11 protein-coding genes and 1 tRNA gene are annotated in these 15,841 nt (G+C 60.5%); 7 read left to right on the forward strand and 5 right to left on the reverse strand.

The window, feature by feature from the left end; translation table 11 throughout:
- Nucleotides 1-7: 7 nt before the first annotated feature.
- The 5 genes from BGO89_11845 to BGO89_11865 form a co-directional block, all read right to left on the reverse strand.
- Nucleotides 8-1,369, reverse strand: a complete 1,362-nt coding sequence (locus tag BGO89_11845) for a cystathionine beta-synthase (protein OJX57186.1) — start codon at nucleotides 1,367-1,369, stop codon at nucleotides 8-10.
- Nucleotides 1,366-3,126, reverse strand: a complete 1,761-nt coding sequence (locus tag BGO89_11850; GenBank protein OJX57187.1) for a hypothetical protein — start codon at nucleotides 3,124-3,126, stop codon at nucleotides 1,366-1,368. Before BGO89_11850 ends, BGO89_11845 begins: the two co-directional genes overlap by 4 nt.
- Complete coding sequence (locus BGO89_11855; protein OJX57377.1) at nucleotides 3,126-4,190, reverse strand: fructose-bisphosphate aldolase; 1,065 nt, start codon at nucleotides 4,188-4,190, stop codon at nucleotides 3,126-3,128. The genes BGO89_11850 and BGO89_11855 overlap by 1 nt, the downstream gene beginning before the upstream one ends.
- A gap of 121 nt (nucleotides 4,191-4,311) precedes the next feature.
- Entirely contained in the window at nucleotides 4,312-8,976 is a 4,665-nt protein-coding gene (locus BGO89_11860) for a hypothetical protein (protein OJX57188.1), read from the reverse strand.
- Between the two features lie 80 nt (nucleotides 8,977-9,056).
- The gene (locus BGO89_11865; protein OJX57189.1) at nucleotides 9,057-10,115 is read right to left on the reverse strand and encodes a hypothetical protein; all 1,059 of its coding nucleotides are present in this window, start codon (nucleotides 10,113-10,115) and stop codon (nucleotides 9,057-9,059) included.
- Between the two features lie 197 nt (nucleotides 10,116-10,312).
- On the opposite strand from BGO89_11865, the gene BGO89_11870 reads away from it, so the two are divergent.
- From BGO89_11870 to BGO89_11900, 7 genes are all read left to right on the forward strand, one after another.
- Nucleotides 10,313-10,402, forward strand: a tRNA-Ser gene (locus BGO89_11870).
- Between the two features lie 52 nt (nucleotides 10,403-10,454).
- On the forward strand, nucleotides 10,455-11,069 hold the full coding sequence (locus BGO89_11875) for a hypothetical protein (protein ID OJX57378.1): 615 nt from the start codon (nucleotides 10,455-10,457) through the stop codon (nucleotides 11,067-11,069).
- On the forward strand, nucleotides 11,066-11,518 hold the full coding sequence (locus tag BGO89_11880; GenBank protein OJX57190.1) for a hypothetical protein: 453 nt from the start codon (nucleotides 11,066-11,068) through the stop codon (nucleotides 11,516-11,518). Before BGO89_11875 ends, BGO89_11880 begins: the two co-directional genes overlap by 4 nt.
- A gap of 68 nt (nucleotides 11,519-11,586) precedes the next feature.
- Nucleotides 11,587-11,958, forward strand: a complete 372-nt coding sequence (locus tag BGO89_11885; protein ID OJX57379.1) for a ribosome silencing factor — start codon at nucleotides 11,587-11,589, stop codon at nucleotides 11,956-11,958.
- 4 nt (nucleotides 11,959-11,962) lie between these two features.
- Nucleotides 11,963-13,603: an arginine--tRNA ligase gene (locus tag BGO89_11890; protein OJX57380.1), complete on the forward strand. Its 1,641-nt coding sequence runs from the start codon at nucleotides 11,963-11,965 to the stop codon at nucleotides 13,601-13,603.
- Nucleotides 13,604-13,712: 109 nt separating this feature from the next.
- Complete coding sequence (locus BGO89_11895; GenBank protein OJX57191.1) at nucleotides 13,713-14,606, forward strand: hypothetical protein; 894 nt, start codon at nucleotides 13,713-13,715, stop codon at nucleotides 14,604-14,606.
- The gene (locus BGO89_11900) at nucleotides 14,603-15,832 is read left to right on the forward strand and encodes a hypothetical protein (GenBank protein OJX57192.1); all 1,230 of its coding nucleotides are present in this window, start codon (nucleotides 14,603-14,605) and stop codon (nucleotides 15,830-15,832) included. The genes BGO89_11895 and BGO89_11900 overlap by 4 nt, the downstream gene beginning before the upstream one ends.
- The last annotated feature ends 9 nt before the right edge of the window (nucleotides 15,833-15,841 follow it).

The following is a 15,841-nucleotide window of genomic DNA, read 5'->3' on the forward strand; positions in this document are numbered from 1 at the left end:
CCCGTCGTCACAGATATTCGATCACATCGTGGCGGGTGAGCACACCGCCGACACGGCCGAACTCCTTCACGACGACCATCGGCACATCCTTCAGAAGATTGATTCCCTCCTGAACGTCCGCATGGGCATCGAGGATCGGCATCGGCCGTTCCATGAAGTCACGGATGTCGCGTTCGATGGTGGCCCGGTTCTCGATCACGGCACCCATGAGCTTGTTCTCGCGAACGGTTCCCACTACCTCTTCGCCATCGATGACGGGAACGTCGGAAACCTCGTATTCGCTCATCAGCGACAGCGCTTCCTGTACCGTCGCGTCGGAGGGCAGGGAAATCAATGCGGGCAGCTTGCCTCGCGTACGCTTGGAAGCGATGACGTCGCGCAGCGTAAGGCGGTTGTTCTCGAGCAGATCCTTTTCCTGCAGCCACTCGTCGCTGTGGTGCTTCGTGAGATAGCGTTCGCCGGTGTCGCAGACGATGGCGACGACGACGGCTTCCTTCGGGAGGAGCTTGGCCACCCGCAGGGCTCCGGCTACGTTCATGCCCGATGATCCGCCGCAGAAGATGCCTTCCTCGCGTGCCATGGCACGCGCCGTCATGAAGGCTTCCTTGTCTGGGATGTTGATGATCTCGTCGATGAGATTGAGATCGAGGTTCTGCGGGATACGCTCCTGCCCCACACCTTCGATGAGGTAGGGAAGGGCTTCCACCAGACGTCCCGTGTCCTTGAAGGTCTTGATGGACGATCCCACGGGATCGGCGCCGATGACCTTGATGGAGGGGTTCTGGTGCTTGAGGTACCGTGACGTGCCGGTGATGGTACCGCCCGTACCGATGCCCGATACGAAGTGCGTGATGGTGCCGTCCGTGTCGCGCCAGATCTCCGGGCCCGTCGTCATTTCATGGATGGCAGGATTGGCCGGATTGTCGTACTGGTTCAGCATGATGGCGTTGGGGAGCTCTTCGCTCAGACGCTTGGCCGTGTTCCAGTAGTATTCGGGCGAGCTCATCTTGGCAGCGCTCGAGACGATAAGGACGTCGGCGCCGAGGGCCTTGAGGTAACGCACGCGCTCCTGCGAGGCCTTGTCCGTCATGATGAAGAGGCAGTTGTAGCCTTTCAGCCGGGCCGCCAGTGTGAGGCCGATACCCGTGTTGCCGCTCGTGGGCTCGATGATGAGTGCACCGGGCTTGATGCGGCCTTCACGTTCGGCCGCTTCCAGCATGGCGATACCGATACGGTCCTTGACGGAGCCACCGGGATTCCTGCTTTCCAGCTTGACGTAGATGGTGGCATCGATTCCCTTCGTGATCCTGTTGAGCCGGACGAGTGGAGTATTGCCGATGAGTTGGAGGACGTTGTCGTATACCGTCATGATAGCTCTTCTTCCAGGAGTTGTCGTTCGTACATATCGGCATAGATGCCGCCCTTGGCCACGAGTGTCGCATGGTTGCCTTCTTCGGCGATCCTGCCGTCGTCGAGGACGACGATGCGCGTGCAGTCTTTCACGGTGGAGATGCGGTGCGAGATGAAGAGCGTGGTACGGTTCTTCATCACGTTCCTGAGTCCACTCAGGATGCGCTCTTCCGTGTCGGTATCGACGGCGGACAGCGAGTCGTCGAGGATGAGGATGCTCGGATCGGAGAGGATGGCCCGGGCCAGGGATGTGCGCTGCTTCTGGCCACCCGACAGCGTGATGCCGCGTTCGCCCACGACCGTTTCGTAGCCGAGGGGAAGCGTCTCGATATCCTTCGCGAGCTGGGCCGTTTCGGCTGCACGCTCGACGTCGGCATCGGCTGCGTCCGGGCGTCCGAAGCGGACGTTGTTGCGGATCGTTTCGGAGAACAGGAATGACTCCTGGGGCACGACGGCGATGCCGCCGCGCAGGACGCTCAGCGGGATGTCGCGTACGTCGTGACCGTCGATCGTCACACTGCCGCCCGTGACGTCGTAGAGTCTGGGAATCAGGTTGATGAGCGACGACTTGCCGGCGCCGACGGCGCCGACGATGCCGAGCGACGTGCCCGCCGGAACGTGGATGGAGATGTCGTGGAGTACGGAACGTTCACCGTAGCTCAGCGAGACGTTGTCCAGTCTGAGGTCGCCCTTCAATGCCGTGATGGACGTGTCGGTCCGCTCCGAATCGGCGATCTCCGGTGCATGGCTGATGATCCGGCCGAGTCTGCCGATGGATGCCGCACCGCGCTGGATCATACCGGTCACCCAACCGATGGCCGCGATCGGCCAGAGGAGCTGGTTGAGGTAGATGAAGAACTGCGTGAGTTCACCTACGGACAGCGCCTGCTGCATCACCTGCCATCCGCCGACGGCGATGACGACGATGTAGGAGATGTTGAAGAGCACCGTCATGGACGGCATCATGAGCGACTGGATCTTGGCCAGGCCCATGTTCTTCCGGTAGTAGGTCTGGCTCAGTTCGTCGAACAGGACGGATTCGTGGTCTTCCCTCGAATACGCGCGCACGACGCGGACGCCGGAGAAGGTCTCCTGGGCATGGGTCGTGATGTGCTCGTATTCTTCCTGTACGGAGCGGTACAATTCGTGGATACGGCGTCCCAGCTTGTACGTGGCCCATGCGATGAAGGGCACCGGAACGAGGATGGCGACCGTGAGGGTGGCGTTGAGCATCATCATCCACGAGAGCGCGAAGGCGAAGGTCGTGATCGTATTCGCCGTATACATGATGGCCGGGCCGATGAATTCGCGCACCGCACCGATGTCGTTGGTGAAGTGGGCGAGCAGCGATCCCGTGCTGCGATCATGGAAGAACCGCTGGGCCTGCACCTGGAGTGCGGCCACGAAGTCGTTCCGCAGGTCTTCTTCGATGAGGCGCGACATCAGGATGATGGTGCGCCTCGTGGCATACATGAAGATGCCGCTGCCGATGGTCAGCAGCAGGATCTGGGCGATGAGCCACCAGATGTCCCCCGCCGTCGTCGTCGTTTTCAGCGTGTCGATCGTCTGCCCGACGACGCGCGGAATCGTCGTGGAGCATACGTTCGACAGCGTGATGAAGACGAGGCCCCAGACCATCTTCGACCGGTACCGCCGGAGATAGGGGAGGAGGCGGCGCAGTTCGCGCAGCGCCGATTGTTTCGGTTGATCGGCCATCAGGCGACCGTTACTTCGTTGCACAGATAGACGTCCTGAATGGCGTTCAGGATGGCGACGCCGTCGCCGAGCGGCTTCTGGAAGGCCTTGCGGCCGCTGATGAGCCCCATACCGCCGGCGCGCTTGTTGATCACGGCCGTCGTGATGGCTTCGTTGATGTCGTTGTTACCGGAAGGGCCACCGCTGTTGATGAGGCCGATGCGGCCCATATAGCAGTTGGCGACCTGATAGCGGCAGAGATCGATGGGATGGTCCGTAGCCAGTTCCGTGTACATGCGCTTGTCGATCTTGCCGTAGCTCGAACCACCCATGTTCAGCGCTTCGTAGCCGCCGTTGTTCTCGGGGAGTTTCTGCTTGATGATGTCGGCCTCGATCGTCACGCCGAGATGGTTGGCCTGTCCCGTGAGGTCGGCCGACACGTGGTAGTCCTTGTCCGTCTTGAATGCGCTGTTGCGGATGTAGCACCAGAGGATGGTTCCCATGCCGAGTTTGTGGGCCAGAGCGAAGGCCTGTGCGATCTCGACGATCTGGCGTCCGCTCTCCGGCGAACCGAAATAGATGGTGGCTCCGATGGCGGCCGCACCCATGTCGTGGGCCTGCTTCACGGTACCGAAGAGTATCTGGTCGAACTTGTTGGGATACGTCAGCAGTTCGTTGTGGTTGATCTTGACGATGAAGGGGAACTTGTGCGCATACTTCCGCGCCACGCTGCCGAGAACTCCGAAGGTGGAGGCTACGGCATTGCAGCCGCCTTCGATGGCCAGGCGGACGATGTTCTCCGGATCGAAGTACATCGGATTCTTCGCGAAGCTGGCGCCCGCGCTGTGTTCGATACCCTGATCGACGGGCAGGATCGAAACGTATCCCGTACCCGCCAGACGTCCGGTATTCAGGATCCAGTTCAGGTTGCGAAGGACGTGCGTCGAACGATCCGAAATACCGAAGACGGAATCGATGCTCGTGGAAGACGGAACGTGGAGATTCGCCCTGGGAATCGTGGTGGACGTGTGGTTGAGGTAGTAATCCGATTGACTTCCGAGAGCTTCGACGATACGGTTGATCATGACGGTATTCGGGAGAATGGAAATGAAGCGCAAAGATACGGAAACAACGAAGGGCCTTGCATGCGCAAGGCCCTTGACGTAGTCGGACGATATTTCTTACACGAATCCCTGCTCAACCATCCTACTTGACGACCGTGAAGACACGCGTCGTCGTGTACGGTCCGGACAACATCCGCAGATAGTAGATGCCGTTGGCCAGATCCCGCGTGTCGATGTCCAGGGAGTACTCGGCCGACGGACCGACGTCCGTGGTGATGGTGCGGACGATGTTGCCCATGCCGTCTACCACCTCGAACATCGTGGCCAGCTCGATACCCGTCGTATACGTCACGGACACCATGTCCTGGGCCGGGCTCGGATACGGAGCCATGAGGCCGAACTGCTGCGCTCCGAACCTGACGAGGCGGCCTGCCGTGAAGCAGACGCGCTTCATTTCGATCTCTCCCGAGTCTCCCGATGGAATCAGGCAGGACAGGTTGGTGGCGAGGTCGGCGGTGATAGGAAGTGTCGAGTCGATGTTGAGGAAGACGTCGAACATCGGCGTCATGAAGTCGCCGTTCTGCAGATACGTGCCCGGTGCCGCCGTTGCGCGGACCGTCAGCTCACCCGGTACGGACTGGTCGGGCGAGAACGTCCATCCCGTCTGTTGCGGATTGATGAAGGTGCCGTTGAAGCGCATGTAGCGGGCCGGATACGTGAAGCGTACCGTGACGTCCGTGATCCGGACCGTATCCAGGTCGGGGAAGGTAACCCGGACCGGGGTGGGAACGGCCTGGCCGACGATACCCGAGGGAATCGTGCCGAAGCGCAGATCGATCGGCGTGCGTACACCGCGGCCCGTGGCGTTGATGTTCAGGCCCAGCCCCTGATCGTTGGGAATCGAATAGGAGACGTTGTAGGTCATCACGGCCGTCGGGCTGAAGACCAGCTCCAGCGTGCGGTTGCCTCCGGCGGGAACGATGAAGGCGCCCATCTCGGAGAGCGAGAAGTTGGCGACGTCACCGGTGGCGACTGGGGCCTGGCAGACGAGGGGGAACTGTGGATTCGGATTCTGGATGACGATCGTGGAAACGGTCTTCGTCGCACAGGTCAGTACGTCACCGAAGTCGACCGGTGGCAGATCCGAAGGCTTGGTGCCGACGCCCGTGACGTCGACGCACGACTGCGCATAGGGCGGCATGTCGTCGGGTCCCGGCTTGCCGTCGTGCATGATGCAGACGCTTACCGTGCGTATACCTTCGGCCTGCGGCGTGAAGCGTACCTGGAGTGTGAGCGGAGTTCCGTTCGGCTGGATGGTCACGGCCGACGACGGTGGGGGAGATACCCACGTGAAGTCGGCTTGCGACGCCGCGAAGTCCACGCTGTAGATGGTGAGCGGGCTTTCCGCATCGGAGTTGCCGATCACGACCGTCCCGATTTCGGGCGATTGCTGAAGTACCGTCCACGGGCCGAAGGTATAGCCCTTCGGATCGATGACGGGCAGATAGCCCTTGCCCTTGGCTTCACCCACGAGCGGCGTGGACTGACCGGCGACGGCTGCCGTTACGGTCACGACGTGACTGTTCCTGTCCTGCGGTTCGTAGCGGACGGGAATCGGCAACGTGTCGCCGGGTTGGAGGGTGCGCGGAGTGCCGGGAAGTGTGAGCTTCAGATGCGGATTATTCGGATCCGACGGCGTCAGCGACGTGATGGTGGCCGGATCGCTGCTGAGGTTGCGGATGACGATGACGTCGTTGTTCACGGTGAGGAGGCGGCGCAGACCGAAGTCCACGTTCGAGATGCTGAGCTCCGGTGCGAGGATCTGTGCACGCAGGTCCGTGATGGGCGTGCCGCATTCCGTAGGCAGACCGTAGGAAATGACGGCGGAGCGGACACCGCTCGTGCCCACGACCGGTGTGAACGTGATGTCGGCCGTCAGGCAGCCGCCCGGAGGAATGTTGAACGGACCCGACGGGGTCACGACGAATTCACCGCCCGGCGCTACGCTGAGGGTACCGGACAAGGGCGTGGGGCTATCGTTGCGCAGCAGGCAGACGCCCGTGATGCTGAGAGGCGTGCCGATGATGGTCTTGCCGAGATCGGCCACTTCCTGGACCTTCCAGGTGCATGGAGCGAGGCCGTTCCCTTCGAGAACGAGCTGTGCCACGGTATTGCACGTGCCTTCGACCGTCAGGGTGCCGGTCCGCATGCCCGTTCCCGTCGGCTTGAACTCGAATTCGATGGCGATGCACTGTCCTGGTGCGAGGCGTACGTTCCTGAGCTCGCCCACCACACGGAAGTCTCCACCGTTCGGACCACCGACCGTGGCCGTGGAAACGACGACGGGATAGTCACCGGTGTTGCAGAGCAGGGCGGTGAAGGCCTTGGACGAGGACTGGCCCTGTGCTGTGGGGTCCATCGTGACGGACGGCGACGAGAAGGACAGTTCCGGTGCGAGGACCTTGAAGGAGGAATCGCTGGCATCCTGCGAGGCCGGTGCCGCACAGAACTTGGAAACGAAGACGTCGGTCAGACCGTTGTTCGGCAACGTGATCGTGCTTGCGCCGGCGAAGGTCCTGGTACCGGTATAGGAATCCGTTTCGTAGACGCAGCCAGCGGCATCGGTGACGCGCTTCGAGCTGTACTGGAAGCTCGGCGGAGCCCCGGCGTTCGGCGTCAGCCGCGCATAGCCGTCCTTGTCGTAGATCACGTAGTAGGAGCGGGCATTGTTGTCGTTGTAGCGTACTTCCTCGTACTGCATGGTACCGCGGTTGATGCCTACGCGGATGAAGCCCGTGAACCGGCCTGCGACGACCACTTCGGGGTCACCCGTCGCATTGTAGCGGATACCGATGGCACTCGCGTCGGCGGTACAGCGGCTCAAGCCGTTCCCCGTGCCGTAGGCGCCCCAGTCGAGGGCGCCGTCGGCCCTGAACCTGAACACGAACATGTTGCGCGTATCGAGGTCGTTGGGAGCGAAGGACAGCGGCAGCGAGCCGAAGAGGGCGTTCTTGCTGCTGAAATATCCTGCCACATAGACGTTGCCGGCACGGTCCACGACGTGCCCGATCACCCGCTCGTCATTGTTGCCGTTTCCTGTGAGGAGCGTCGTCTTGACGATCTTGCCATCGGCATCCATCTCGACGAAGTAGCCGTCGGTATTGCCTGCCGTATTGTTCACGACCTGCGTGCCGAACCTCGACGGTCCGTCGAACCAGCCGGAAGCATAGACCTTGATGCCATCCTGGGTGACGGCTACTGCCGCAGCCGTTTCTGCGCCTGCGCCACCGAGTTGCGTGGCCCAGAGATAGCTGGGAGTGGCCGATACGCTGACGCGCACGCGATACCGTATGCCCGGGCGTGGCGGAAGCCATTTGTAGCTGAGACCCGTGACGTCGGCCTGGATGGTGTTCCATGTCTGGCCATCATCCTCGGAGAACTGGAGCAGGACGGGCGTCGTGGGTTGAACTCCGGCCCACTTGATGGTGACGGTGTCGCACGACGAGACGATCTCTCCACCGTTGGGGGAAGAGAGTACGACCTGTCCCGTACCGCCCACGAGCGTGATGGCCTGTGGGCACGGGCTGCCGTTCAGCATAAGCTGTGCCGTGCGGAACTGGCGCATGCCCTGCTGGGTGAAGCGCACGACGATCGTCGCTTCCACGCCCACCGGCAGCGTCATGTTGACGGGATTCGTATTGCCGTTGATCGAGACGAGGGAGAAGTACGTGCTCGGTGTCACCGTCGCCGACGTGATCGTGAACGGTGTGTTCTGGGGCGTGATCTTCACCGTCGCCGTCTGAGAACTCGCCGGTGCGGGGTCGCCGCAGTACAGAACGGGATCCGATATCAGTACGGAGGCGAGACTTCGTGGTGGAGTCACGTATTGTACCGTTGCCGACGGACTGGGGTTGCCCCGGAGAAGCGTTACCACCGCAGTGCGCAGGCGAGCCTGGTCATTGCATACGAAGGGGGAGCGCCATTCCAGCGTACAGATGCGGCGGACCTGGGTTTCGAGCGAGAGGTAGCTGTAGAGATCGACGAGCTTGTCTTCCGTCGTGACGATGGCCTTGCCGCCCGTGTTGTCGCAGATCTGCTGCAGCACCGGGTGGGTCGTCGTTTCGAGGATCGTGATACCGTAGATCTTGATGCCCTGGGCATTGGCGCTGTCGGACGTTCTCTTGACGAATTCGTTCGGCTTGTCCATCAGCGGGTTCGGGTGGCCGTCCGTGAGGAAGAAGACGAACTTCGGGACGTCCTGGGGACGCGTGCGCATCATGGCGAAGACGTTCGGCTCGCCGTCGAAGCACATCTCGTACTTGGTGGCCGTACCGGGCTGGATTTTCTTGATGGAATCGATGAGGACGTTCGGCCGTTGCTCCCAGTCGCAGATCAATCTGCTGATGCCGTCGAAGCCCAGAATGGCCACGCTCGTGTTCGGCGTGAAGCGTATCCTGTTGATGAAGGCCGTCACCGCGTCCTTCACGTATTCGATGCGCTTCTTGTTGCCGACCGTCTCGCCCATGGAGTTGGAGACGTCGACGACGAGCAGGATGCTGGCGGCCGGATCTCCCACGATGTCGCGGCAGCGTTGCTGCACCGTCGCGGTAAGATCCTGTGGTGCGCCGTTGGCAGCCGTTTCCACGACACGGAAGTCCGTGCTCTTCAGATCGGTGTATCCATTTCCGGCCGGATCGAGGGCGATGTAGTCGGCCGTGATCGTAGGAAAGTTGGCGGTGTTTACGTTGTACACCGCAAAGTTCTGTGCCCTCATCGCAGCGCCCGACAGCAGGCATGCGATGACCATGATGCACAAGTATCGAGCGAAGCGTATCGTTCGAGACATGTTCTCCTCCTACTCCATCGTCGTAAAACGGTAATTCAAATTCACGCGTGTGTCACCGCATCTTCCAGCAACCGCAGCGAGCGATTGTCGGCGTCCAGTTCGGCCTGGACGCCGAGGGGAAGCACGAGCTTGCTCTTGACGTGGCCGAAGGGCAGACCGTAAACGGCAGGCAACTTCAATGACGAAATACGATCCTGAATGACTTGCTGCAAGGGGAACGACGGTTCGGACCTGCTCGTACCCTTCGCTTCGCAATCCCTGAAGTTGCCGAGGGCTATCCCTGCACACTGCTGCAATTTCCCTGCCAGCCATAGTTGCGTCAGCATCCGGTCGATACGATAGGGCTCTTCGTTGATCTCTTCGAGAAAGAGAATGGCTCCGTTCGTATCGATCTCGTACCTGGTGCCCAACGTGCTCACGATCATCGCGAGATTACCTCCCGTCAGCCGTCCGCGCGCCAGACCAGGAGAGAGGACGCGGACCTGCGGATCGGAAAATGCCGATGAGCGTCGTTCGGCTTTCGTCGGTGCCTGCAGGACGACATCCGTCATCGCTGTCGTCGTGAAGGCATCGAATGTGGAAGACGCCACCGGACCATGGAATGTGACGAGGCCACTCAACTGCTGTACGGCGATGAGCAGCGCCGTGATGTCGCTGAAGCCCATGATGATCTTTCCCGCTGCCCGTATGGCCTGGAAGTCGAGCATCGGCAGGATGCGCATCACGCCGTATCCGCCGCGGCCGCAGACGATGGCGTCCACCGTAGGGTCGTTCACGAAGTCCATCAGTTCCCTGGCCCGTTCCTCGTCGGGTGCGGCCAGGTAGCCGTAGCGCTTCGACACATTGGCGCCCAGTTTGACCGTGACGTTCCATCGTTGGCAAAGAGTGATGAAGTCCGACAGCTCCTTCGTCATGACACCACTTGCGGGGCAGACGATACCCACTGTCTGGCCCGGTGCGATGGCGCCAGGACGTATCAGAGGGCCTGCCGTTCCTTCGCTTGCGGTCGTTTCCGAACCCTTGTCGCGAGTCATGGAGGAGGCTACGGCGGGAAGCGCCGTTGCCGCGGCCAGGCTGGTTATGAAGCGACGTCGATTCAGACTCGTCCCCGGATTGCGTTGGATCGTTCAACTCCTTCAGCAAATGTACGAATGTGAGGGAGTTGGACAGAGGCCTTTTTCTGGTCGTACAATATCAATAACTCACGGTATCACGTACGGTTACGGTGGAATGCACCGATGGGGAAAACTTTTCTCCACGCGATTCTTCCATTCCGAAACCGTATATTCGTGGCTACGGAAAGGTGCAAGAGTGGTTGAATTGGCACGCCTGGAAAGCGTGTGTACCGGCAACGGTACCGCGGGTTCGAATCCCGCCCTTTCCGCAACCGTCCCTCCGGGGTCATCGAGCCGCATATGAAGGAAGTTTCGCAGCAGGCAATGGAGTCGTCAGCCGAGGATGAAGCAGTCATACGCGACATCCTGGCCGGTCATACGAATGCCTTCGCAAAGCTGGAACGGAAGTACCGCCGGATCGTCTCCTTCCTGATCCGGAAGATGATCCGCAACGAAGAAGATGTGGAAGATCTCGTACAGGAGACCTTCGTAAAGGCTTATGCGGCCCTACCGTCCTTCCAGTTCGAATATCCCTTCTCACGCTGGCTGTACAAGATCGCATCGAACCGATGCATCGACCATCTGCGGAAGCGCCGCTTCCAGTCCGTTTCACTCGACGAGCCGATCGCTACCCGCGATGGCGGGGATCTGTACATGGATCCAGCCGACAAGGGGCATACGCCCGATACGGCATTGCTGGCGAAGGAGCGGGCACAGTTGCTGCGTGAGGCACTGGAGACGATGCCGGAGAAGTACCGCGAAGTCATCCGCCTGCGCCACGAAGAGGAACTGGACTATCTCGAGATCGCCGAACGACTGAAACAGCCTCTCGGCACGGTCAAGGCCCATCTCTTCCGCGCCCGCAAATTGCTCTACAAGAAGCTGCTCCGTCATGGAAGCCACTTCGAGGAGTACATGACCGACGAGGACAGGGAATGACGGCGAAGCGCCGCCGGCCGTTATGGCCGTGGGTGCTCATTGGCTTGCTGGGCCTGGTCGTGATCGTTCTGCTCGGCTCGTTCGTCTGGCGACTGTTCAATCCACCCGTGACGCCCTTCGTGGAAGGTGACGGGAACGGAGCCGGACAGCGGCAGGTCATCCAGGTGAACATCGTCAACGCTTCCAGGGTCGATGGCGCGGCACAGCGTGCCATGGCCTTCCTTCGGGAACGTGGCTTCGACGTCGTCGAGATTTCTTCGGACCCGGCAACGGCGCAGCGTTCCCACGTCATCGACCGGCTCGGCGACAGACTGTCGGCCGAAAAGGTAGCGAGCGTCCTCGGTATCGCCGATACGCTCGTCGTCTCCGATATCGATTCCATGATGTTCGTCCGCGCCAGCGTGGTGCTCGGTACGGACCTGGAATCGCTCCCGCTCTTCAACGATTGATACTTATTCCAGAGGAACATTCTTTGGCCGGATATACGAAACCCCGTACGCAGAAAGGTCGCGCAGTCCTGTGTGCACGTATCGCCCAGGACAAGCTGGCACACGATATCCTGATCCTCGACCTGTCCGAGATCGAAAGCGCACCCGCCGATTTCTTCGTCATCCTTACCTGTGATTCCGAATCGCAGATACGTGCCGTCGTGGACGCCATCGCCACGAACGTGAAGCAGGTCGGCTTCGGCAATGCCCGCACCGAAGGACGGAACACGTCGTCGTGGGTCATCCTCGACTACTTCGACATCGTCATCCATGTCATGCTTCCCGATGCCCGTGACTTCTACAAGCTCGAACGCCTGTGGGGAGATGCGAAGGCCTTCACGCTGACGTCTGCCGGTGCCGCCAAGGCGGTCGCGACGACGAAGGCACGGAGGGCCGAGTAAGATGATGCAGCAGTATATCGAGCCGCACATCCGCACCGCCCTGACGTCCATCGGCGTCGATGCCGACACCCCGATCCATTTCGAGATTCCGCGTCAGGAGGGGCATGGCCACCTCTCGACGACGGTCGCCATGTCGCTCGCGAAGATCCGCAAGAGCAATCCCCGCGCACTGGCCCAGGAACTCGTGACGGCGATCGGAGAGAACGTGCCTCTGGTCGAACGTATCGATATCGCAGGTCCCGGCTTCATCAACATCACCTTCGCACCGGCCGTCTACCATGCCATGCTGCGCGATCTCTCCGCACTTGGCGCGACCATCGGCAGGAGTGACGTGGGTGCAGGCCGTACGGTCAACGTCGAATACGTGAGCGCCAACCCGACGGGGCAGCTTCATGCAGGACATGGCCGCAACTGCGCCGTCGGCGATACGCTGGCCAACCTGTTCCAGTGGTGCGGTTATCATACGACCCGCGAATACTACTTCAACAACGCCGGCAACCAGATGAACATGCTGGGCAAGAGTATCTATGCCCGCTATCGTCAGGTGCTCGGCGACGAAGACTACCCGTTCCCCGAAGACGGATATCATGGCGACTATCCCCGCACGATCGCCGAGGAGATCCGGAACGAAGTGGGCGATCGCTATCGCGAGGAATCCGCCGAAGCTCTCGTCTTCTGCCGCAAGCGTGGAGAAGAATGGTGCTTCGCCGCCATCAAGCGTACGCTCGACGTGCTGAACATCCATCACGACGTATTCTTCAACGAGGACTCGCTCTACAGCAGCGGCAGGGTGGAACAGACCATCGCCGATCTCCGCGCGAAAGGACTCGTCTACGAGAAGGATGGTGCTACGTGGTTCGCACTGTCGCAGCTCGGACAGCAGCAGGACAAGGTGATCGTGAAAAGCACCGGCGAGCCGACGTACAGGCTTCCCGACATCGCCTATCACCGCGACAAACTGGAGCGAGGTTTCGACGTCATCGTCGACATCTTCGGCGCCGATCATATCGCGACCATTCCCGACGTCCTGGCCGGTGTGCAGGCCCTCGGCTACGATACGTCGCGCGTGAAGGTCGTCATCCATCAGATGGTGTCGTTCATCGAGAACGGCGAGGCCGTCAAGTTCTCCAAGCGCTCGGGCAAGTCCTTCACCCTCGACGATCTCATCGATGAAGTGGGAGCGGACGTCGTCCGGTTCTTCTTCATCATGCGTGCCGTGGGTACGCACCTCGAATTCGATCTGGGACTCGCGAAGGAGGAAGGGGACAAGAATCCCGTCTTCTATCTTCAGTATGCCCATGCCCGTATCTGCTCCATCCTGCGCAAGGCCGCCGAGAAGGGCGTCGCCATCGACGAAGGAGCGGACGTCGGCGTACTCGTCCATCCGAAGGAGATCGAACTGATCACGCTGCTGTCCCGCATGCGCACCGTCGTCGAACGGGCCTGCGAGCATCTCGAACCGCATACGCTGGCCGAATACCTGCGCGATCTCGCAGCCGCGTACCATAACTTCTATCATGACTGCCGCATCCTCGGAAGCGAACCCGCCCTGGAATCGGCCCGTCTCCTGCTGGCCGATGTCACCCGTCGTGCCATGTACAACGGCCTGATGATTCTCGGCGTGAAGGCTCCGGAAGTGATGTAAGGTCCTGGTGTTACGGGGACCTGGCCGATTTCGGACGATACGGGTGAAAACTCAAAACCGGCGAGAATCGTCCACATCGGTCGGGTTCCACCAACCATGAAGAACTGCATTGTCCACGCGTGAATACTTTTACGACCTTTCCGACAGAGGTATACTGTCGCTGAACGGTCTGGAACAGGACGATCCCTGGTTCGTGGATTTCTTCTACAGGCGTCTCGCACCCACGGCCAATCCGATGTTCCCGGACTACCCGTTCGTCAGCCGCTGCGGCGACGAAATGAACTACGTCAAGCCTGCCGATACTCCCATCGTGTTCACGAGAATGGAACAAGGACGTCTGTTCTATGGCATCTCGTTATCCGTTCCCTTCAATGCCGCGAGTCTGGTGTACTCACCCGATGGCGTTCTCTATCACGCAGCGCCGGTAGGTGAACGGGGCCGCCTCGTTCCCGCTCTGGCGACGGAGCTGGGATGTCATATCGAGCACTGGGGCCCCATGTACGCTCTCCACGATCCGTCGACGGGTGTAGCGACCGTGATCCCGCCCATGACGATTCCCGACGGCCTGCATCTGCTGAGGCCGAAGGAAGATAACATGTGCGTCGGCTGCGGCATGGCCAATCCGTGGTCGCTGCGGTTGAGCTTCGTCTTCGATGAAGGGGATGGAGTCGTGCGCACGTGGCTCGCTCCGAACGAACGCATGAATGGCGCCATGGAAACGGTACATGGTGGCTTCGTGTCGTTGCTGCTCGACGAAACGATGGGCAAGTCCCTGAGCGTTCGTGGTATCAAGGCGCCGACGGCACAGTTGAACGTCCGGTTCCGTGCGCCGATGATGATGCATGTCCAGCATGAAATCCGTTCGTGGATCGAACGGATCGATGGCAGGAAGAACTTCCTCAAGGGTGTGATCTGCAGGGCCGACGACCCCGATCGTGTCGTCGCCGAGGCCGATGCTCTCTTCATCACCGTTCGTCCCGAGTCGATTCCACAAATCGTATGAACCCTCCGAATCTGATAACGTTCTCCATCTGGGTCGGTGTCATCCAGGCCGTCATGGATCTCTACGTCCTGTCGAGATGGACGTCCTTCGTGCGCGGTAACGACATGAATCGATGGTGGTACCGATCCTCCTGGATCGTCGCCGCCGTGATGTTCTGCATCTACTGGTACGTCGTCTATCGTCGTCACTTCTTCCGCATGGATGGCTTCGATGTCTTCCTGTTCGGCATCGTGACGCTGTGGACATTGCCCAAGATCGGCATCCTGCCCGTCCTGCTCATACGCGACATCGTCCAGGGAATCCGTTGGATCGTCGGGAAGATGCGCAGACCGGCAGCGAAGGTGTCGCCCGTGGAAACGCAGGCGACCCACGACGGTACGCGTCGTGCATTCCTCTCGAAGGCGGGATGGGCTACCGCCGTGGTGCCGTATGCCATGGTAGGCAATGGAATGTATCGGACGCTCTACGACTTCAAGGTCCATCGCATCGACGTTCCGCTGCCCAATCTTCCGAAGGCCTTCGACGGCATGCGCATCGTCCAGATCTCGGACGTCCATGCTGGCTCCTTCCCCGACCACCGGCCGTTCCAGGAAGCACGCAGGATGATCGACGAGCTCAAGCCGGATTCGATCGTCATCACGGGCGACTTCGTCAACGCCCTTCCGCGCGAACTCACGACGCTCGGACGCGAGCTCGAGCTCCTGAAGGCGCCCGAAGGCGTCTATGCATCGCTCGGTAATCACGATCATTACAATACCGCCGAAGAACATCGACAGTTGATCAAGGCTATCGAGGACCGGGGTATCGACCTCCTCGTCAATCGCCATCGTCGTCTGTCGATCGGTAACGAGTCCATCGTCATCGCAGGTACGGACAATACGGGATTCAAGCAGCAGTATGCCCGGCTGGGCAGTACTCTCGACGGTGTGAGCGAGAACGATGCCGTCATCCTGCTGGCGCACGATCCGACGTACTGGGAAAAGGCGATTCTCGGCAAGACGCCTGTGGGCCTCATGCTGAGCGGCCATACGCACGGTGGACAGTTCGGGGTGAATCTCCTCGGCTTCGAGTGGAGTCCGGCGCAGTACGTCTACAAGCAATGGGCCGGACTGTATCGTACCGGTTCGCAGTACGTGTACGTGAATCGTGGCCTCGGCACGGTCGGACCTCCCTTGCGTATCGGAGTGCCGCCGGAGATCACCGAGATCACGCTACGTAGAGCGTGAGAATTTCCG

Origin of the sequence: Candidatus Kapaibacterium thiocyanatum (genome assembly GCA_001899175.1) — a bacterium.
Lineage (GTDB): Bacteria > Bacteroidota > Ignavibacteria > Kapaibacteriales > Kapaibacteriaceae > Kapaibacterium > Kapaibacterium thiocyanatum.

Bases quoted from the DNA above. Each gene is read 5' to 3' on its own strand.
- BGO89_11845 (OJX57186.1), bottom strand. From the start codon at position 1,369: ATGACGGTATACGACAACGTCCTCCAACTCATCGGCAATACTCCACTC.
- BGO89_11850 (OJX57187.1), bottom strand. From the start codon at position 3,126: ATGGCCGATCAACCGAAACAATCGGCGCTGCGCGAACTGCGCCGCCTC.
- BGO89_11855 (OJX57377.1), bottom strand. From the start codon at position 4,190: ATGATCAACCGTATCGTCGAAGCTCTCGGAAGTCAATCGGATTACTAC.
- BGO89_11860 (OJX57188.1), bottom strand. From the start codon at position 8,976: ATGGTCATCGCATGCCTGCTGTCGGGCGCTGCGATGAGGGCACAGAAC.
- BGO89_11875 (OJX57378.1), top strand. From the start codon at position 10,455: ATGGAGTCGTCAGCCGAGGATGAAGCAGTCATACGCGACATCCTGGCC.
- BGO89_11880 (OJX57190.1), top strand. From the start codon at position 11,066: ATGACGGCGAAGCGCCGCCGGCCGTTATGGCCGTGGGTGCTCATTGGC.
- BGO89_11890 (OJX57380.1), top strand. From the start codon at position 11,963: ATGCAGCAGTATATCGAGCCGCACATCCGCACCGCCCTGACGTCCATC.
- BGO89_11900 (OJX57192.1), top strand. From the start codon at position 14,603: ATGAACCCTCCGAATCTGATAACGTTCTCCATCTGGGTCGGTGTCATC.